The sequence below is a fragment of the Streptomyces sp. NPDC003027 genome, assembly GCF_053591435.1.
The window spans coordinates 75,446-93,849 of record NZ_JBSFTU010000014.1 but is presented as its reverse complement, the minus strand read 5'-3'; the positions used below and the strand labels follow the sequence as shown (position 1 = coordinate 93,849).

The window sequence follows — 18,404 nt, the reverse complement described above, 5'->3', positions numbered from 1 at the left end:
ACGCTCGGCATTCCGGGGAGCCGTGCCGAGGGCCCTAAGCCCGGACGCCCGTGCTCCCTCACGTGCCGGCCAGCGGCATCGCTGCGGCCACCAGACGGCCGTTGGCCGCCGCCTTCTCCAGCGCGTCGCGCAGCAGGTCCTCGCGCGGCTGCTGGCCGATCGAGCCCACCGGCGCCGCGAAGACGAGGACCGTGTGCGACTTGTTCGCGGCCGCCCGCCAGCCCTCGGTGACCTGGAGCGGCTGGTGGGCCTGCCACCAGGCGACCTGGCCGCTGCCGCCCGTACCGGGCTGCAGCACGGAGTGCAGCTGTCCCATCGCCACCAGCACCGACCAGCCCGGCAGCGTGCCCGGCTTCCGGTTGACGTCGGACACCGGCGCGAAGCCCTGCTCGATCAGCAGCGGCAGGAACTCGTCGGTCAGCCCGTCCGACCCCGGCCGGGCGACCGGCGCGGTCGGCTCGACGACCAGCGCGGGGTGCAGCTCCCCCTCGATCAGGACGAGCCCGCTGGTGACCCCGAGGACGGCCTGCTCCGGGTGGGCGGCGGTGAGCGCGTCGACCGCGTCCGTCGCGGCGATGGAGCGGACGGCGCCCTGGAGCTGCTCCTCCGCGACCTGGACGACCTGGGACGGGATGCAGCTGGCGTGGGCGAACGCCAGCACGGCGGTCTCCTCGCCGACGAACAGCACGGTGCTCGTGCGCTCCTGCTCGGAGTCGCCCGGCGTGCGGCAGGAGGTGCAGTCGTAGCTGCCCGGGGCATTGTCGCCGGCGAGCAGCCGGTCGGCTTCTTCGTCGCCGATCTCGGCGCGTACGTCCTCGCTGACGTCGAGCATGCGCGGCACGGGGGGCTCCCTGGACTCGGTACGTGCGACACCGGGCGGTTCCCGGCTCGTCTCATGAAGAGTTCAACGGGTCAGCCTCGGCCGGGGTCACGCGTCGCGGTCCGGCAAGTTGTACGACCGCCACATGACTCCGACCGGGTGGGGGACGGACGCCGTACCGCGCGGCACGGCGCCGGGGCGTGCCCGGCTGCCTAGCCTGCGTCGATGTCGAAGATCCGATTTTCTCGGGCCGCCGGTGTCTGTGTCGCCGCGCTGCTCGCCCTGGTTCCGGCGCCGGCCCGTGCGGACGATCCTCCCCCGGGGGCGTGGGGCGCCCCGGGAGCCCCCTCGGACTCCGGCGCCCCCTGGGACTCCGGCAGCCCGTGGGACTCCGGCGCCGCGTCGTGCGCCGAGGACCAGTGGCCGTGGGGCTGCGTCGCCGAGTGCGAGAGCAGCGGCCGCTGGAACGCCAACACGGGCAACGGCTACTACGGCGGACTCCAGTTCGCCCAGTCGACGTGGGTCGAGTTCGGCGGCTTGCGCCACGCCCCGCGCGCCGACCTGGCGACCCGGCAGCAGCAGATCACCGTCGCCGAGGACGTGCTGCGGGTCCAGGGCTGGGAGGCCTGGCCGGTCTGCTCGAAGCGGTACGGGCTGAGCGGCCGGGCCCATGTGGTCCAGCCGGGGGACACGCTCAGCTCGATCGCCCGGCGCTTCGGGATCCGGGGCGGCTGGCAGGCGCTGTACGAGGCGAACCGCGCCCTGATCGGCCCGGACCCGAACCGGATCGTCACCGGCACGATGCTGCGGATCGCGCCGCTCTAGGGAGTGCCCGGCGGGCTCACCGCAGCTCGGCGGCCTCCCCGCTGAACGCGAGGGAGCCGCGCCGCAGTTCGTGCGCCAGGGCGCCCTGCGGCAGGCCGGGCGGGAGGCGCTGCTCGGCGAGCACGACGGCGGCGCCGCCCTCCTCGCCGAGGGCGGCGAGCAGACGGTACGTACGGGAGGACACGTCCGGGGACATGCCGAGGGCGGGCTCGTCGACCAGCACCACGCGGGCGCGGGACACCACGGCGCGGGAGAGCGCGAGCATCCGGCGCTCACCGCCGGAGAGGGTGCCGGCGGGCCGGTCGAGGAGCGGGCCGAGCTCCGGGTACGCCTCCAGGGCCCCGGCGCGGCCGCCGGAGGCCAGGTCGAGGTTCTCCGCGACGGTCAGGGTCGCGTACACGGCCCGCAGGTCCGGGACGAAGCACAGCCCGCGCCGCGCCCGGTCGTGGGCGTGCAGCCGGGTCACGTCGGCGCCGCGCCACACCACCCGCCCGGAGGCGAGCCGGACGGTGCCGGCGAGGGCCCGCAACGCGGTGGTCCGGCCGGAGCCGTTGCGGCCGAGGAGGACGGTGACCGCCCCGGCCGGCACGGGCAGGTCCAGGCCGTGGAGGGCTTCCAGGGGGCCGTAGCGGACGCGGGCGGCCCGCAGGGCGATCTCGACGCTCATGACACGATCCGGCCGCCTTCCATGGTGTGCACGGTGTGGGCGATACCGGCGACGAGGTCCGGGTCGTGCTCGACGACCAGCACGGTGAGCCCGTCGGCGGCGAGCGCGGCGATGACGCGGGCGAGGGCGTCGGTCTCGGCGGCGTCCAGTCCCGCGGCGGGTTCGTCGGCGAGGAGGGTGTGCGGGCGGCCGGCGAGGGCGCGGGCGAGTTCGACGCGGCGCAGGGTCCCGGTGGGGAGGCCGGCGGCGGGGCGGTGGCGGACGGGACCGGCCAGACCGAGGAGGCGCAGGGCCTGTTCGGTCGCGGCGGGGTCGCGGACGTGGCCCTGCTCGGCGCCGAGCCGGACGTTCTCCTCGACGGTGAGGGAGGGGAAGACGGCGAGCTGCTGGAAGGTCCGGGCGATGCCGAGTCGGGTGCGGGCGTGGGCGCTCCGCCCGGTGATGTCCTCGCCGTCGAGGACGACGCGGCCGTGGGTGGGGCGGAGGGTCCCCGCGAGACAGTCGAAAAGGGTGCTCTTACCGGCGCCGTTGGGCCCGACGAGCGCGGTGACGCGACCGGGGACGAGGGCGAGGCTGACGTGGTCGAGGGCGGTGAGCCCACCGGGGTGGGTGAGGCTCAACTCGCGCGCGAGCAGGCGGGCGGGGGGCGGGGGTTCGGGGGCCCGCGCGGGGGGAGGTGTGACGCGCGGGGATCCCGGGGCCCGGGAGGGCCGCTGGGCCCGGCCGGTCGTGCCGGGAGGCGCGGCGCCCTTCCCGGGCCCCGGCGCGCGGCCCGGCGGCCCGGGAGGTTCCGCACCTCCCGCAGGCGGCCGTCCCGAGCCCGGTGGTTCCGTGTGCGGTGGGCGGTGGGTCTCGCGAAACGGGGTCGTGCGCGGGAGCCAGGACGTCAGTGGGGGTACACGGCCCACCAGGGCCGCGAGCGCGCCCTCCACCGCCGCCGCCACGCCGCCCCTCGTGCCCGCGTCCAGGCCGACCAGGAGGGCCGCGGCGGCCAGCGGGGAGAGGAGGCTGTCCGCGCCGAGTACGAGGATCGCGGCGAACCACAGGAGACCGCGGACCGGGTCGTAGGCCTCCGGGTCGAAGGCGCGCAGGCCCATGCCCAGCAGGCCGCCGCCCAGGGCCGCCAGCGCCGCGCCCAGGACGAAGGCGAGGAGCTTGAGACCGGCCACCCGTACCCCGGCCGCCTCCGCGCCGGGCTCGTGGTCCCGCAGCGCCGCGAGCGCCCGGCCCGTACGGCCCCGGCGCAGCGCCGCGACCAGGGCCAGGCAGCAGCCGAGGACGGCCAGCTCCAGCACGTAGTACACGCGGTCGTCCGCGAAGCCGGCCGGGCGGCCGAGGACCAGCCCGGCCGTCGCGTACGGCTGGGCGAAGACGAACCGGCTGACCGCCACCCCGACCGCCAGCGTCGCGAGCGCCAGCGCGAGGCCGTGCCGCCGGATCGCCGGCCACCCCGTCAGCAGACCCAGCGGCGCCACGAGGAGCACCGCGACCGCCAGGGCCGCCAGTTCCGGCAGCCCTCCCGCCGCCAGCAGCGCCGTGAAGAGCGCGCCGAGCCCCGCGTACGCCGCCTGCCCCAGCGCGATCTGCCCGCCCCGGCCCGTCACCACCACCAGGGAGAGCAGCACGATCGCCAGCGCCGGCACCTGGACCGAGGTGTGCAGGTCCGAGCCCGCGAACCCCAGGGGGAGCAGGAACAGGACGCCGGCCGTCACCCACACGCCGCCCGGCACCCGGCCCGTACCGGTCGGCGGCGGCAGCACGTCCTGGCCCCGGCCGCCCGCCCCCGGCAGGACGAGCGCCGCCACGAGCAGCGCCACCACGAACAGGTTCGCGCCCACCGCCTGGACCAGCGGCCCCGCCCACCCCTCGGGGTGCAGCCGGGTCAGCTGCGCCTGCGCGACCCCCAGCGCCAGAGCCGTCACGATCGCGACAGGCAGACTCCGCATCCGCGCGACCACCGCGACCGCGATCACCTCGACCACGAGCAGCGGCATCCCGTACGGGTCGAGCCGTACGTACGGGGCGAGCAGCACACCGGTGAGTCCGGCGGTGAAGGAACCGAACGCCCAGCCCGCCGCCGACACCCGGTCCGCGTCGATCCCGCCGAGCATCGCCAGCGGCCGGTTGTCGACCACCGCCCGCAGCTCCCGGCCGAACCGGGTCCACCGCGTCACCGCTCCCACCAGACAGGCGAGGAGGACCACCGCCGCGAGCTGCGCCCACGGGTCGTCGCCGAGCGGCACCGGGGCGTCGGCCCGCGCCCCCGGACCCCACACCAGCGCCGCCCCGCCGACGAGCAGCACGAAGACGCCGATCGAGGCCACCAGCGTCTGCGCCGGGTTCGAGCCGAGCAGCGCCAGCGGACGGAACACCCCGCGGTCCAGGACCAGGCCGATGCCCGGCGCCACCACGAGCAGGGTGAGCAGGGCTCCGAGCGGCAGCGGCCAGCCCCACTCCACCACCAGCTGCCGCAGCAGATACGCGCAGACCATCGCGACCGCGCCGTGCGCCAGATTGAGCACACCGGTCGTGCGGTACGTGACGATCATCCCGATGCCGGTGAGGGCGGCGGCGCTGCCCACGGCGAGGCCGGCCAGGGTGAGGTCGTACGTCAGCGAGGCCACGGCTCACACACCGGACAGGGGGCGAGCTCCGCGTCCCCCGCCGGCAGGGTGTCGTCCCGGCCGGCCACCAGCGGGCAGTCGGGCCGGTGCGCGAGCGTCCCGCCGGGGACCCGGACCGGCGGAGCCTCGGAGGAGGGCGCGGGCGGCTCCTCCGGTTCGGCGGCCGGCCCGTCCGCCCGCTCCTGCGCGGTACCGCGGGGCCCGCGGCCGGCCGGCGCGGTCCCGATCAGCACCGCGCCCGCCACGATCAGCGCCGCGCCCGGAACCGTGCAGGAGGCCAGATACGGCAGCTGCCGCTCCGCGAACCGCTCACCGGAGACGCCGTACCAGCCCAGCACGCACAGCACCGCGCCCACGGCGGCTGCCGTGAGGCCGCACCACAGCGGCGCCCGGGATGCCGGCACGGGAGCCTCCCTCTTTTTTGCGCTATCCCGCGATACGGAACACCCTGGAATCATCAGGCCGCCCGGCCTGAACAGACATCCGGTGGTGAGCCAGATGGTTCTCAGTCGACTCGGTGGACGTTCCCGCATCGCGGCCCTGGCAGCCGTCGCGGCCCTCGCCCTCGGCCCCGCGCTCGCCGGCTGCGCGGACGACGAGACCCCCTCGAACGAGGGCACGCCGGTGGTGCCGCCCGCGCCCACGTCGCCGACCGCGACGGTGACGGGCCAACCCACCGACCCGGACGCGGCGAAGGCCGAGATCACCAAGAACTGGACCGCCTTCTTCGACCCGAAGACCCCGACGGCCGAGAAGGTCGGGCTGCTGGAGAACGGCGAGAGGATGCGGGCCGTCCTCGGAGCCTTCGAGGGTGACAAGAACGCGGCCATGACGTCGGCGAAGGTCAAGGGCATCGAGTTCACCTCGCCCAACAACGCCGACGTGACCTACGACCTGCTCGTCGGCGGAAACCCCGCACTGCCCGACTCCAAGGGCACCTCCGTCCACCAGGGCGACGTGTGGAAGGTGTCCCAGAAGACCCTCTGCGCTCTGGTGCAGCTCAGCGGTGCGACCGCTCCGGGCTGCTGACGCGGGAGCGGCCCTGCTGCTCGCCGCGCTGCTCGCCCTGGTCACGGCGTGCGGCAGCCGGCTGCCGGAGCGCGCGTTCGAGACGCGGCCCACCGTCCACCCCTCCGGCGGTGAGCCGCTCCGCGTCGGCATCATCTCCAGCGCCACCAGCCCCGTCGGCGGCGACGCGTTCACCGGGCCGCGCGACGGCGCCCGCGCCTGGTTCGACGCCCTCAACGCGCGCGGTGGCCTGAACGGACGCCGGGTGGAGGTCGTGACCTGCGACGACGGCGGCAGCGGCGTCGGCAACAACGCGTGCGTGCACCGGCTGGTCGAGGAACGCAAGGTGTTCGCCCTGGTCGCCACGACCGCGCTCGAGTACGCCGGGGCGCCCCAGGTCGCGAAGGCCGGCGTCCCCGACATCGGAGGCCAGCCCCTGACCCCGGCGTACGACACCTATCCGCATCTGTACGGGATCTACGGCAGCTCCGCCCCGCGCACCGGCGCCTCGCCCGGCTGGGGCGGGGTCCTGTACGGCGGCACCGAGGTCTACCGCTGGTTCAGGAGCGAGCACGGCGCCCGTACCGCCGCGGTCGTCGCCTACAACCAGGCCGCCTCCGCCGCGTACGCCCGGCTGATCGCCGCCGGACTGCGGGCCGAGGGCTACCGGGTCGTCCACGAGCAGGTCGACTTCGCGCTGCCCAACTTCCGGGCCGTCGCGGCCGATCTGAAGGCCCAGGGCACCGACCTCGTCTTCGACGCCCTGGACACGCACGGCAACGCCCGGCTGTGCGAGGCGATGGACGCCGTCGGGGTCCGGGTCACCGCCAAGGTGACGAACGTGCAGAACTGGTCCTCCGCCGTCCCCCGCGACCACGCGAAGTCCCCGGTCTGCCGGGAGGCCCTGTTCGTGACGGGCTCCAGCCGCAACTACGAGGACACCGGCCATCCGGCGGTCCGTGACTTCCGGGCGGCGATGGGCGACCGGCCGCTGTCCCAGTGGCAGTTGGAAGGATGGGCGGCGGCCATGTGGTTCACCGACGCGGCACGCTCCTGCCTCGCCGGCGGCGGTCTCACGCGCGCGTGCGTCGAGGAGTTCGTCACCCGCCCCGAGCCGTACACCGCCCGGGGCCTGCTGCTGCCCGTGCGGTTCGAGAAGCTCGCCGAGCCCCCGAAGACCCGTCACACCTGCCTGTCGGTGGCGCGGTGGCGGGACGGGCGGGGCTGGGTCACCCAGGGGGACATGAACACCAACTGCGCCACCGTTCCCCAGCTCGGCTACCGACCGTGAACCGGCGGGCCGGGCACCCAGTACAGTCGCCCCCCGACGACCACTTGACCGGGGGGACCGGCAGCGCGATGCGTATCTCCTTTCTGCTTCACAACGGCTACCACATCGGGGGCACGATCCGGACGACGTTCACACTCGCCCAGGAGCTGGCCGCACGTCACGAGGTGGAGATCGTCTCCGTCTTCCGCCACCGCGACGAGCCGATCCTCGGCGTCCCGGCCGGGGTGACCCTGCGTCACCTCGTCGACCTGCGGAAGAACAGCGCCGGTTACGACGGCGAGGACCCCGACTTCGCCCGGCCCGCCCGGGTCTTCCCGCGCGGCGACGGCCGGTGGAAGCAGTACAGCGCGCTGACCGACGCCCGGATCGGCGAGCACCTGAGCACCGTCGACGCCGACGTGCTGGTCGCCACGCGCCCCGGGCTCAACGTGCAGCTGGCCAGGCAGGCCCGGCGCGGCCCCGTCCTCGTCGGCCAGGAGCATCTGATCCTGGACAGCCACAGCTACCGGCTCCGCCGGGAGATCGGCCACGAGTACGCGCTCCTGGACGCCGTCACCACCGTCACCGAGGCCGACGCCCGCTCCTACCGGAAGCTCGCGCTGCCGGGCGTTCGGATCGACGCGGTGCCCAACAGCGTGCCCGCGCCGAGCGTGCCGCCGGCCGACCCCACCGCGAAGATCGTCGTCGCGGCGGGCCGGCTGACCCCGGTCAAGCGGTACGACGTGCTCATCGACGCCTTCGCCGAGGTGGCCGCGGCCCGCCCCGACTGGAAGCTGCGGATCTACGGCACCGGCGACGCCGCCGGCAACCTGAAGAAGACGCTGGCCCGGCAGATCGAGCGGCGCGGGCTCGGTGAGCACGTCTTCCTCATGGGCACCGCCAATCCGATGGAGCCGGAGTGGGCCAAGGGCTCCCTCGCCGCCGTCACCTCGCGGCAGGAGTCCTTCGGCATGACCATCGTCGAGGCGATGCGCTGCGGACTGCCGGTCGTCTCCACCGACTGCCCGCACGGGCCCCGCGAGATCATCGAGGACGGGGTCGACGGCCGTCTGGTGCCGGTCGACGACGTGGGCGCGATCTCCCGGGCCCTGCTGGAACTCGTCGACGACGACGAACTGCGCGCCAAGACCGCGCGGGCGGCCCTGGCGGCGTCCGAGCGCTTCGACCCGGCCCGCATCGCGGCCCGGCACGAGGAGATCTGGTCGGCCCTCCTCGCCCGGGGCGCGAGCACCCGCACCCACGGACGCGTGGCGGAGGCGCTGCACCGGGGCGCCGGTACGGTCGTCGACGCCGTCTACACCCTGAAGGCGAAGGCGGGAGTGCTGGTGCGCCGCTACCGCTGACCCGGGATCCGCCGTACCGGGACCACGGCGGCGTGGCCTCCCGCCGCACCGTGGAGCCGCACCGCCTGGTGTGCACCGAGCGCCGCGGTATGAGCCGGCCCCGCTCGTGGGCGTCGACCTCGTCGCACCGGACGGCTCGGGCCGGTTGGCGGACGGCGTGTGAAACATGCGGGGAAAGCGTGAATGCGACCGGAGAGTGCGGCGGCCCGCCAATTCCCTTCGGGCGAGCCGGGAACGCAATTCCGAAGCGGCGTCGTGAGCTGCGCAGAGCCGCCTGGAATTGCCGGGGAAACGGCCGGAAACTGCTCGATCGGGTGAGGGCGTCAGTGTCAAACATATGTCGAGAACCTGTGACACAAGCGTGACCGGTGAGGTACCTGGGCTTGCTGCGGCATCTCACCCGCTCCGCGCTTCCGTCACCGTCCGGCGCCGCCTAACGTGAGGCGCATGACATCGAAGCCGACCTCTCCCGTACCGCCCGAAGACGGCTCCACGGAGTCCTATGTGGGGCTCGACGCGGAGCGCGCCGAGCAGCTCGCCAGAATCCGCGGCTGGAACGTGGTGCGCTCCCTGCCCCCCGGTTCGATCATCACGATGGAGTACCTGGAGGGCCGCATCAACTTCGAGGTGGACCAGGGCACCGTCATCCGCTGCTGGCTCGGATAGCGCACCCGGACGGAGACGGACGCGGGCCGTCCAAGACACGGCCGAGACACGGCCGAGACACGGCCGAGACCCGGGGAGACACGGGGAGACCCGGGGGGACATGGGGAAGGGCCCCGGCCGGAGCCGGGGCCCTTCCCCATGGGGTCGTCAGGGGTGTTCAGCCGCCCGTGAGCGGCCGCGAGTGCGACGGCCGACGGCTGCCCGCCGGGGCGACCGGAGTCCGCTCCGACCGCACGGCGTGCGTCCGGGAGGCGGTGAGCGGCGGAGCGAGCCGCCCGTCCCCGCGCCCGGCGGCCGGCCGGCCGGTCCTGGACCCGATGATCTCCCGTACCGGCTCCTCGGCGGCCGACGGACGCGGCGGGTGCAGTGCCGTGCGCGGACCGCCGGTCGCGACGGGCAGCGACGGCACCAGCCGGCGACGGGCCCGCACCTGCTCGCGCAGCCGGTCCCGCAGGCTGAGGATCAGCGCCTCCGCCCTGGCGATCAGCGGCTCGCACCAGGGCAGCGCCAGCAGGATCAGCAGGCCGGCGGCCCAGCCGAGCAGCACATCGCTCAGCCAGTGCGTACCGAGGTAGACGGTGGTGAGGCCGACGCCCAGCGCGACCACGGCCGAGAGGGCCGACAGATAGCGCCTGGCCCGGGGAGTGGTCGCCAGATACGCCAGGATCCCCCAGGTCACGACCGCGTTGGCGGTGTGTCCGGACGGAAATATATCGCCGCCGGCGAACAGTTCGGCCGATCCGATCTGTGTCGCGTAGTGGGGGCCGAGACGGCCGAGTCCGATCTTGACCGAGCCGACCGTGACGTTGAGCAGCAACAGTGCCGCGCCGAGGGTGAGCAGCGGCCGCAGGGTGTGCTGACGCCAGGAGCGCCAGCCCAGCCAGGCCGCCACCATCACGGCCGTCGGACCGCGCTGACCGAGAACGACGTAATAGTCCAGGAAGGCGTGCAGCTCCGGCCATTGCTGATAGGGCCGGAAGAGCATGATCTTCCAGTCGAGGGTCACCAACCAGGTCGACAGCAGTACGGCCACCACGATGGCGAGATAGAACGCCGACGTCCCGCCGAAGAGGGCGAGACGCGTGCGGGTCATCCGCGGGACCTCTATCTTCGGCGGTTCCGGCTCCCGGTCCAGCCGGGCAAAGATGTCGGTACGCACCCAATCGACGTTACAGGGAGTGAGTAGCGACCCTGGTCGATCCGGTCTCTTCGTGATGACGATGTGATGTGGAGTTGGTCTCAGTCGGGGGATTATTACCGGCCCCGGTCGGAGAATCCGATGACCTCCCGCCCAATTGCCGGTGAGTGACTTTCCGGAAGTCTGTTTGTACGCAGGGGAAATGCTTCAAACGGTTGTCCGCACGGAATTCCAGGCGGCGCGCGGCGCGGACGGAGTGGCGTACGCCACACTCCCGCGCCCTTCGGGGTGAGAGCTGCACCACGCGCTGGGCGCTTGAACTCGCGTACGCTGACGGCTCACTCGCCCGTCGATGCCGGGCCGCCCCGAGGACACGCGCCCCGGCCGGCGCCCACCGAGCGCGAGGGATTCACTGGGAGGTACGGACATGCAGCGGACGATCACGGCCGGAGCACGGCTCCGCGCCACCGGCGGCGGCGATGCCAACCGCTGGGTCGTCCTCGTCGTTCTCTGTGTCAGCCTGCTGCTGGTCGCGCTGGACGCCACCGTGCTCCATGTCGCCGTCCCCTCGCTCACCGAGGACCTGCGCCCCAGCTCCACCGCGCTGCTCTGGATCGTCGACGCCTATCCGCTCATCTGCGCCTCGCTGCTGATCCTCTTCGGCACGCTCGGTGACCGGGTCGGCCGGCGACGCGTGCTCCTGCTCGGTTACGCACTGTTCGGACTCGCCTCCGCGGTCGCCGCCATGGCCACCGCTCCCGAGGTGCTCATCGGGGCCCGCGCCCTCCTCGGCGTCGGCGGCGCGATGATCATGCCGGCCACCCTGTCGATCCTCCGGGCGGTCTTCCCCGACCGGCGGGAGCGCGCCACCGCCATCGGCATCTGGACGGCGGTCGCCGCCGTCGGTGCCGCCACCGGACCGGTGCTCGGCGGCTTCCTGGTCGAGCACTACTGGTGGGGCTCGGTCTTCCTGATCAACATCCCGCTGATGGCGCTCATCCTGCCGCTCGGCCGCTGGCTGCTCCCCGAGTCCAAGGGCGGCGGCGAGGGCCCCTGGGACGTGCTCGGCGCGCTGATGGCCGCGGCCGGTGTGCTCGGCGCCGTCCTCGGCGTGAAGCGGATCGGCGCAGGCGACCCCCTGCTCTCCCTCGCCACCGCGGGGCCGCTGCTGCTCGGGGTGGTGCTCCTGGTCCTCTTCGTGCGCCGCCAGCGACGGCGGACGCACCCGCTCATCGACATGCGGCTGTTCTCCCGCGCCGCCTTCACCACCTCCGTCGCCTGCATCGTGCTCGCCATGCTGGCCCTGGTCGGCCTGGAACTGATCGCCGTCCAGTACCTCCAGCTGGTCCTCGGGCTCAGCCCCCTGGAGACCGGGCTCCGGCTGCTGCCGCTCACCTTCGCCGCCATGGCGGCCGGCGCCACCGGCTCGTACACGCTGCGCCGGATAGGGCCGCGCCGCATGGTCGGCTGGGGCTTCGTGCTCACGGCCGCCGCCGTGCTGCTGCTGGTCCTGATGGGACAGCACGACCGGCCGCTGCTGCTCACCGTCGGCTTCGTGCTGCTCGGCTTCGGACTGCAGACCACACTCTTCTCGGCGTACGAGTCGATGCTCAGCGAGGCCCCGCCGGAGAGCGCGGGCGGGGCGGCGGCCATCGGCGAGACCTCGTACCAGCTCGGCGCGGGCATGGGCATCGCGCTGCTCGGCAGCGTGATGAACGCGGCGTACGCGCCCGGCCTCGTGGGCGTGCCCGGGGTCCCGGCCGAGGCGAGCCGGTCCGCGGCGAACTCGCTCGGCGAGGCGTACCAGGTCGCCGAGCATCTCGGTGGCGCGGCCGGTACGGCGCTGTACCACGCGTCCCGCCATGCCTTCGTCAACGGTCTGCACGTGACGCTCTTCGTCAGCGCGGGTCTTCTGCTGCTCGGCGCGCTGATGGCGCTGCGGCTGCCCCGGGTGATGGAGTGCCCGCCGGACGCGGAGGAGAAGGCCACCACCCTCGCCGGTGCGGCCGACTCCGGCGCCGGCGTGCGGGTGCCCGCCAGCCGGGAGCCGGTCCCGTGTCCCGACCGGGTCGGCCGTAAGACCGCCACCCGTGAGGTCTCCGGTCGCGAGGCCGCCACCGCCGGCCGTGAGGCCGTCGGTCGTGAACCGGCCGAGCGGGCGGGCTCCGGGCGCACGGCGCGCTGACCGGAGCGGAGGGTGCCTGGCGGGACGCCCGGTGGTCGGAAGTGATCCGGCCGGGGAGCGCCCCGCTCAGCTCTGGTTGAAGAAACCGTCCTGCGCACGCCCGGCGGAGTCACCGCTGACGATCTGCGTGTCGGCGGGGGTCAGCAGGAACACCCGCGTCGCCACGCGCTCGATCGATCCGCGCAGACCGAAGGCGAGGCCGGCCGCGAAGTCCACCACGCGCTTGGCGTCGGAGGGCTCCATCGCCGTGAGGTTCACGATCACCGGGACGCCGTCCCGGAACAGCTCGCCGATCCCGCGGGCGTCGCGGAAACCGTCCGGGGAGACGGTCGCGATCCGGCGGCCCTGCTCCTGAGCGGAGTCGGACGCCACCCGGACCCGGGGGTCCGTCACCCAGGCGTCGCCGTTCTCGGCACCCTCGGCGTACTCGTCGTCGTAGTAACGCTCGTCGTTGTCCTCGACGAGTCCCAGCCAGGCACTCGCCTTGCGCACCGATCCCATGGACGCCTCCTTTCAGCGCGGTCACTTGTGGTTCCGCAATACCCATCGTGGTCCATGATGCGGATCGCGCGCCAAGTGGATAGTCGCCGCGCAGGGGATTCGTGACGGTACTGGTGCAGAACGTGAGGCCCGTTAGCTGGCGAATCGTCAGGAAACTTGCGGTATGCGGGGCCTGACGGAGGATTGGACGGACTGCGCAACTTAAAATATGAAAGTCGGGCCGGAAGGGTGACGTGGCGGGCGTACGGGTGAACGGTCCCGGTCGATACGATGCCGGTCGCACACGCGCACGACACGCGCGCACGGCTCACGGGGGAGTCTCTTGTTCGGAATCGTCAGGCCCTGCACCCACCGTCTCGGCGACGGTCTCAAGACGGAGTGGATGGCCCATCTCTGCGGCCTCTGCCTGGCACTTCGGGCCGATCACGGCCAGTTCGCCCGGGTGGTCACCAACTACGACGGCCTGATCGTTTCGGTCCTGACGGAGGCTCAGACCGGTACCAGGACGGGGGCGGTTCCGGGCGGCCGTCGCACAGCCGGGCCCTGCCCGCTGCGCCGGATGAAGAGTGCCCCGGTCGCCCAGGGCGAAGGCGCCCGGCTCGCGGCGACGGTGTCGCTGGTGCTCGCCTCGGCGAAGATACGGGACCACGTCGCCGACCGGGACGGGTTGTTGGCCCGCCGACCGGTCGCCGCGGCGGCCCGCCGGGTCGCCAGGTCCTGGGACCGCGCGGGTGCGCGGACCGGCCGTCAGCTCGGCTTCGACACGGCGGTCCTGGTGGACGCGGTGGACCGGCAGGGCGGGATCGAGTCGCTGGCCGGGCCCGGAACGCCGCTTCTCGTCGTGACCGAGCCGACCGAGACGGCGACCGCGGCCGCGTTCGCGCACACCGCCGTCCTGGCCGGCCGGCCGGAGAACGCCGCGCCGCTGGCCGAGGCGGGGCGGCTCTTCGGGCGCCTCGCGCATCTGCTGGACGCCGTGGAGGACCGGCAGGCCGACGCCGTGTCGGGTGCCTGGAACCCGCTCGCGGCGACGGGTACCTCCCTGGAGGAGGCGCGGCGGCTCGCGGACGACGCGCTGCACGGGATACGGCTGGCGCTGCGGGACGTGGAGTTCGTCGACGGTGGACTGGCGCACCTGCTGCTCGCGCACGAGCTGCGCAACTCGGTGGACCGGGCGTTCGGGACGACGACCTGCGCGCACGGCGCCTCCGGGGCGTCGCCGGGCAGCCCCTACCAGGGCGGCGGCTCCGGCTCGTACGGTGCCTCCGGCTCGTACGGTGCCTCCGGCTCGTACGGTGAGGGGAACCCGTACGGCGGCGGGAATCCGTACGGCGTGGGTGGCCCCTACGGCGGCGGGGCGGGCGGCCCCGGGGGTCCCGGCGGGCTGCCGCCGCAGTTCGGCGACGGGGGCCCGCGGCGGCCCGAGCCGCGCGGGTTCCTGGCCGGCTGCGCTGCCTTCACCTGGCTGTTCTGCACGTGCCGGCTCTGCTGCGCGAAGGAGTACGAGGGCCCCTGGTCCCGGAAGAAGCGCAAGGGCTGCTGCCGGACCGAGACCGGCCGCGACTGCGCCTGTGACAGCTGCGAGTGCTGCTGCTGCGACTGCTGACGGCCCGTCGGCCGCGGCGGGTGCCCCGGCCGTATGGAAGGGTGGGACACCATGAGCACGGATCCTCGGCAGGACTGGCAACGCTGGCACGAGCAGCGCGTCGCCGCGGTCGCCTCCTCGTACGGCCCACTCTCCCTCACCGGCACGTACTGGCTCTCCGACCACCCGGAGGGGCGAATTCCGGCCGTTCCCGGGCAGTGGCGTGCGGACGGCGACGAGGTGGTCCTCACCGCCGGCGCCGAGGACGCCGTCACCGTCGACGGCAAGCCGCTGATCGGCAGCGTTCGGCTCACCGCCGACCACGCCCCGGTCCACGAGTCCCGGGTCGAGTCGGCCGGGCGGCGGCTGGTCGTGCTGCGCCGCGAAGGGGAGTGGGCGGTACGGGACTTCGATCCGGAGTCGCGGGCGCGCCGCGCCTTCCGGGGCATCGAGGCCACCCCGTACGACGACCGCTGGGTGGTGCCGGGCACCTTCCGGCCGTACGAGCGCGCCCGCAGCGTCCGGGTCGAGAACGCGGACGGCAGGGAGCGCGGGCTCGGCCTGTCCGGCGAGCTCTCCTTCGAGCTCCACGGCGCCGAGCACACCCTCCAGGTCGCGGTCGAGGACGACGGCACGCTGTGGGCGGTCTTCGCGGACGCCACCAGCGGCCGGGACAGCTACCGCTTCCGCTTCCTGCGGCCGGCCGCCCCGGCGGAGGACGGATCGGTGACGGTCGATCTCAACCGCGCGCTGCTGCCGCCGTGCGCCTTCGTGGACCATTTCATCTGTCCGTTCCCGCCGCCGGGGAACACCCTCGACACGGCGGTGCCGGCGGGGGAGCGGCGGGTGATCGAGGCCTGACCGGGGCCTCTCCTCCCTGGCCGGGACCGGCGGCCCGGGGCGCGGCGGGCGCCGACGGCGAGAGGCCCGCGGGCGCCCGTTCGGCATGCGGTCTTGTGCGTCCGCTCGCCGAAGGCCACTATCACTGGCGTGCTGTCAGGGACACGACACCCTGATCGCGTCTCACGGGCCCGCCCTCCACGGGCCCCTCCGCTTTCCCATGAGGAGATCAGTGAGGAGACCAGTGAGCAGACCAGTGAGAACCGAGCGCGCCCGATGGTTCGCCGTCGCGGCGGCCCTCGCGGCCACCACCGCCGTCGCCCTCCCCGCGGCCCAGGCGGCCACCGCCCCGGCGCCCGCCGGAGCCACCCAGCTCGCCCGCGCCGACGCCGCCGTCCTCAAGGCGGACGTCGGAGGCACCGCGTGGTACGTGGACCGGGCCGCCGGCCGGGTCGTCGTCACCGCCGACGCCACCGTCTCCGACGCCGAGATCGCCAAGATCCGGCAGACCGCCGGCCCCGACGCGGGCGCACTCACCATCGAGCGCACCCCCGGCGTCTTCAAGCCCCTGCTCGGACCCGGCGACGCCATCTACGGCGGCGGCTACCGCTGCTCCCTCGGCTTCAACGTCCGCAGCGGCAGCACGTACTACTTCCTCACCGCCGGCCACTGCGGCAACTCCGTCAAGACCTGGTACGCCAACTCCGCCCAGTCCACGCTGATCGGCGACACCGTCGGGTCCAGCTTCCCGGGCAACGACTACGCCCTGGTCCGCTACGACAACACCTCGCTCAGCCACCCCGGCGGCTTCACCGCCGCCGACGCCTACGTCGGCGAGCCCGTCAAGCGCTCCGGCTCCACCACCGGCACCCGCAGCGGCACCGTCACCGGCCTGAACGCCACCGTGCACTACTCCGGCGGTGGCACCGTGCGCGGCATGATCCAGACCAACGTCTGCGCCGAGCCCGGCGACTCCGGCGGTGCGCTCTACGACGGCACGAAGGCACTCGGCCTCACCTCCGGCGGCAGCGGAAACTGCTCCACCGGCGGCACGACCTTCTACCAGCCGGTACCCGAGGCCCTCGCCAAGTACAAGGTCAGTCTGTACTGAGCCACCGCACCGAACCTCTCGGGCCGGCCCGGTGGTTGAGCGTCGTACGGCCGAAAGGCCCTCTTGCGGCGCCGAGCCGGGCGGGCCGAGACTCCCCCACAGCGCCGGCCCCCGGGCCGCGCCTCACGGGTCCGACACCCCACTGCGGGCCCCCGATTCCCCGCTGGAGGAACCAAAGTGAGGATCAAGCGCACCACCCCCCGCAACGCCACCGCGAGACGCACCCGCCTCCTCGCCGTCACCACCGGGCTCGTCGCCGCGGCGGCACTCGCCGTCCCGACCGCGAACGCCGACACCGCCGAAACGTTCAGCGCGACGCAGCTCTCCGCCGCGAGCGACGCCGTCCTGGCCGCCGATGTGGCCGGTACCGCTTGGCACATCGACCAGGCGACCGACACCGTCGTCGTCACCGCCGACTCCACCGTCTCCCAGGCGGAGATAGCCCAGATCAAGCGCCAGGCGGGCGCCAACGCCGGGGCGATACGCGTCGAGCGCACGCCCGGGAAGTTCACCAAGCTGATCTCCGGCGGGGACGCGATCTACGCCAGCAGCTGGCGCTGCTCGCTGGGCTTCAACGTCCGTGACAGCGCGGGCAACTACTACTTCCTGACCGCCGGCCACTGCACCGACGGCGCGGGAACCTGGTACGCCAACTCCGGCCGGACGACCGTGCTCGGCTCCACCTCGGGATCCAGCTTCCCGAACAACGACTACGGCATCGTCCGCTACACCAACAGCTCCATCGCCAAGCCCGGCACGGTCGGCAGCGTGGACATCACCAGCGCGGCCAACGCCACCGTCGGCATGTCCGTGACCCGCCGCGGCTCCACCACCGGCACCCACAGCGGCTCGGTCACCGGCCTCAACGCCACGGTCAACTACGGCGGCGGCGACATCGTCTACGGCATGATCCGCACCAACGTGTGCGCCGAGCCGGGCGACTCGGGCGGCGCCCTCTACTCCGGCAGCCGCGCGATCGGCCTCACCTCGGGCGGCAGCGGCAACTGCTCGTCGGGCGGCACGACCTTCTTCCAGCCGGTCACGGAGGCGCTGAGCGCGTACGGGGTCAGCGTGTACTAGCCGCAGGCGGCACCTGCGCAGCACCATGACCCGAACGAGACATCAGGTCCCCCGGCCGGACGCGGCCGGGGGATCCGTTCGTCTTCGACCATGTGGCGGCAGGCCTCACCGGAAAGGCGTTCCAGTGGGGCCTGCTCGGCCTGCCCGACTTTCGAACTTCGACACCGACATGAGCGACGACCAGCTGGCGGTCGCGGTGACGGTGGTCGTGGAGGACGCGGAGACTCGCCGGAGGAGGACGGGCTGAGGCTGGAGAGGGCGGGGTCGGTGAGGTGCGGGCCTGCCGTCAAAAGCCCAGCGGCCCCACCGGAAAGAGATCCGGTGGGGCCGCTGGGTCTTTATACGGAACCAGTGACGGGGTCATCTCCAGGGGAGATGCCAACCCCGACGCATCCGATCACTTTGAGCGGATGCGGATCGAGGTAGAGCTGAAACCAGTATCCCGCTCGTTCACGGTCGTCCACGTAGCCCACAAGAAGGCCCCGCTCGCCCATTTCGGCAAGACTCGCAAGGCATTCCGTGGCCCCGACGACCGGCCTGCCGCGCCGTTGCGTGGCTGTCACCCTGCGGTGCAGGACGCCCCGAAGTCTCGGCGCCGGAACGGTGCCGAGCCAGACGTTGAAATGCGCTCCAGAAAGCAGTGCATTTTTGGCCTGAACACTGACCTCGGATCCGGACTCCCATGCGGCGAGCAGTTCACTCGCGGATACTTGGTTCATC

The 18,404-nt window shown here is 73.5% G+C and carries 17 protein-coding genes; 10 read left to right on the top strand and 7 right to left on the bottom strand.

Annotation, left to right across the window (positions count from 1 at the left end; translation table 11 throughout):
• Window positions 1-58: 58 nt before the first annotated feature.
• Window positions 59-841 (bottom strand): hypothetical protein, encoded by a 783-nt coding sequence (locus tag ACWDX6_RS13160; RefSeq protein ID WP_451485019.1) that lies wholly within the window; start codon window positions 839-841, stop codon window positions 59-61.
• A gap of 204 nt (window positions 842-1,045) precedes the next feature.
• Here ACWDX6_RS13160 and ACWDX6_RS13155 point away from each other — a divergent pair, with 204 nt between their 5' ends.
• Window positions 1,046-1,645, top strand: coding sequence for a LysM peptidoglycan-binding domain-containing protein (locus ACWDX6_RS13155; protein WP_451485018.1), 600 nt, complete (start codon window positions 1,046-1,048; stop codon window positions 1,643-1,645).
• Window positions 1,646-1,661: 16 nt separating this feature from the next.
• Here ACWDX6_RS13155 and ACWDX6_RS13150 read toward each other — a convergent pair whose 3' ends face one another.
• The 3 genes from ACWDX6_RS13150 to ACWDX6_RS13140 are packed head-to-tail and all read right to left on the bottom strand — an operon-like array spanning window position 1,662 to window position 5,340.
• Window positions 1,662-2,312 (bottom strand): ATP-binding cassette domain-containing protein, encoded by a 651-nt coding sequence (locus tag ACWDX6_RS13150; RefSeq protein ID WP_451485017.1) that lies wholly within the window; start codon window positions 2,310-2,312, stop codon window positions 1,662-1,664.
• Entirely contained in the window at window positions 2,309-4,936 is a 2,628-nt protein-coding gene (locus tag ACWDX6_RS13145) for an ABC transporter permease subunit (RefSeq protein WP_451485016.1), read from the bottom strand. Before ACWDX6_RS13145 ends, ACWDX6_RS13150 begins: the two co-directional genes overlap by 4 nt.
• Window positions 4,924-5,340 carry a hypothetical protein gene (locus tag ACWDX6_RS13140; RefSeq protein ID WP_451485015.1) on the bottom strand — a complete coding sequence of 139 codons (417 nt, stop codon included), beginning with the start codon at window positions 5,338-5,340 and terminating at the stop codon, window positions 4,924-4,926. The genes ACWDX6_RS13145 and ACWDX6_RS13140 overlap by 13 nt, the downstream gene beginning before the upstream one ends.
• Window positions 5,341-5,434: 94 nt before the next feature.
• On the opposite strand from ACWDX6_RS13140, the gene ACWDX6_RS13135 reads away from it, so the two are divergent.
• From ACWDX6_RS13135 to ACWDX6_RS13120, 4 genes are all read left to right on the top strand, one after another.
• Window positions 5,435-5,965, top strand: a complete 531-nt coding sequence (locus tag ACWDX6_RS13135) for a hypothetical protein (protein WP_451485014.1) — start codon at window positions 5,435-5,437, stop codon at window positions 5,963-5,965.
• Window positions 5,943-7,235, top strand: a complete 1,293-nt coding sequence (locus tag ACWDX6_RS13130) for an ABC transporter substrate-binding protein (protein ID WP_451485013.1) — start codon at window positions 5,943-5,945, stop codon at window positions 7,233-7,235. Before ACWDX6_RS13135 ends, ACWDX6_RS13130 begins: the two co-directional genes overlap by 23 nt.
• A gap of 68 nt (window positions 7,236-7,303) precedes the next feature.
• Window positions 7,304-8,578 carry a glycosyltransferase family 4 protein gene (locus tag ACWDX6_RS13125; RefSeq protein ID WP_451485012.1) on the top strand — a complete coding sequence of 425 codons (1,275 nt, stop codon included), beginning with the start codon at window positions 7,304-7,306 and terminating at the stop codon, window positions 8,576-8,578.
• 447 nt (window positions 8,579-9,025) lie between these two features.
• Complete coding sequence (locus tag ACWDX6_RS13120; RefSeq protein WP_451485011.1) at window positions 9,026-9,244, top strand: I78 family peptidase inhibitor; 219 nt, start codon at window positions 9,026-9,028, stop codon at window positions 9,242-9,244.
• Window positions 9,245-9,401: 157 nt separating this feature from the next.
• Here the strand turns inward: ACWDX6_RS13120 and ACWDX6_RS13115 are convergent, their stop codons facing one another.
• Entirely contained in the window at window positions 9,402-10,403 is a 1,002-nt protein-coding gene (locus tag ACWDX6_RS13115) for a phosphatase PAP2 family protein (RefSeq protein WP_451485010.1), read from the bottom strand.
• 406 nt (window positions 10,404-10,809) lie between these two features.
• Between ACWDX6_RS13115 and ACWDX6_RS13110 the strand changes: the two genes are divergently transcribed.
• Complete coding sequence (locus ACWDX6_RS13110; RefSeq protein WP_451485009.1) at window positions 10,810-12,567, top strand: MFS transporter; 1,758 nt, start codon at window positions 10,810-10,812, stop codon at window positions 12,565-12,567.
• Between the two features lie 66 nt (window positions 12,568-12,633).
• Here ACWDX6_RS13110 and ACWDX6_RS13105 read toward each other — a convergent pair whose 3' ends face one another.
• Window positions 12,634-13,068: a cell division protein SepF gene (locus tag ACWDX6_RS13105; RefSeq protein ID WP_391144508.1), complete on the bottom strand. Its 435-nt coding sequence runs from the start codon at window positions 13,066-13,068 to the stop codon at window positions 12,634-12,636.
• Window positions 13,069-13,390: 322 nt separating this feature from the next.
• Between ACWDX6_RS13105 and ACWDX6_RS13100 the strand changes: the two genes are divergently transcribed.
• The 4 genes from ACWDX6_RS13100 to ACWDX6_RS13085 all read left to right on the top strand — a co-directional run bounded on the left by ACWDX6_RS13100 (window position 13,391) and on the right by ACWDX6_RS13085 (window position 17,684).
• Window positions 13,391-14,674 (top strand): DUF5685 family protein, encoded by a 1,284-nt coding sequence (locus ACWDX6_RS13100; RefSeq protein WP_451485008.1) that lies wholly within the window; start codon window positions 13,391-13,393, stop codon window positions 14,672-14,674.
• 51 nt (window positions 14,675-14,725) lie between these two features.
• Window positions 14,726-15,514 (top strand): DUF1684 domain-containing protein, encoded by a 789-nt coding sequence (locus tag ACWDX6_RS13095; RefSeq protein ID WP_451485007.1) that lies wholly within the window; start codon window positions 14,726-14,728, stop codon window positions 15,512-15,514.
• 199 nt (window positions 15,515-15,713) lie between these two features.
• Window positions 15,714-16,604, top strand: coding sequence for a S1 family peptidase (locus tag ACWDX6_RS13090; RefSeq protein WP_451485006.1), 891 nt, complete (start codon window positions 15,714-15,716; stop codon window positions 16,602-16,604).
• Window positions 16,605-16,781: 177 nt separating this feature from the next.
• Window positions 16,782-17,684 carry a S1 family peptidase gene (locus tag ACWDX6_RS13085; RefSeq protein WP_451485005.1) on the top strand — a complete coding sequence of 301 codons (903 nt, stop codon included), beginning with the start codon at window positions 16,782-16,784 and terminating at the stop codon, window positions 17,682-17,684.
• 338 nt (window positions 17,685-18,022) lie between these two features.
• On the opposite strand, the gene ACWDX6_RS13080 is transcribed toward ACWDX6_RS13085, so the two are convergent.
• A complete protein-coding gene (locus ACWDX6_RS13080) occupies window positions 18,023-18,403 on the bottom strand; it encodes a hypothetical protein (protein WP_451485004.1) in 381 nt (126 codons plus the stop codon).
• Window position 18,404: the final 1 nt, after the last annotated feature.

Coding starts and splice junctions, on each gene's coding strand:
- ACWDX6_RS13105 (WP_391144508.1), bottom strand. CDS start 13,068: ATGGGATCGGTGCGCAAGGCGAGTGCCTGGCTGGGACTCGTCGAGGAC.
- ACWDX6_RS13080 (WP_451485004.1), bottom strand. CDS start 18,403: ATGAACCAAGTATCCGCGAGTGAACTGCTCGCCGCATGGGAGTCCGGA.
- ACWDX6_RS13155 (WP_451485018.1), top strand. CDS start 1,046: ATGTCGAAGATCCGATTTTCTCGGGCCGCCGGTGTCTGTGTCGCCGCG.
- ACWDX6_RS13125 (WP_451485012.1), top strand. CDS start 7,304: ATGCGTATCTCCTTTCTGCTTCACAACGGCTACCACATCGGGGGCACG.
- ACWDX6_RS13150 (WP_451485017.1), bottom strand. CDS start 2,312: ATGAGCGTCGAGATCGCCCTGCGGGCCGCCCGCGTCCGCTACGGCCCC.
- ACWDX6_RS13090 (WP_451485006.1), top strand. CDS start 15,714: ATGAGGAGATCAGTGAGGAGACCAGTGAGCAGACCAGTGAGAACCGAG.
- ACWDX6_RS13095 (WP_451485007.1), top strand. CDS start 14,726: ATGAGCACGGATCCTCGGCAGGACTGGCAACGCTGGCACGAGCAGCGC.
- ACWDX6_RS13120 (WP_451485011.1), top strand. CDS start 9,026: ATGACATCGAAGCCGACCTCTCCCGTACCGCCCGAAGACGGCTCCACG.
- ACWDX6_RS13135 (WP_451485014.1), top strand. CDS start 5,435: ATGGTTCTCAGTCGACTCGGTGGACGTTCCCGCATCGCGGCCCTGGCA.
- ACWDX6_RS13110 (WP_451485009.1), top strand. CDS start 10,810: ATGCAGCGGACGATCACGGCCGGAGCACGGCTCCGCGCCACCGGCGGC.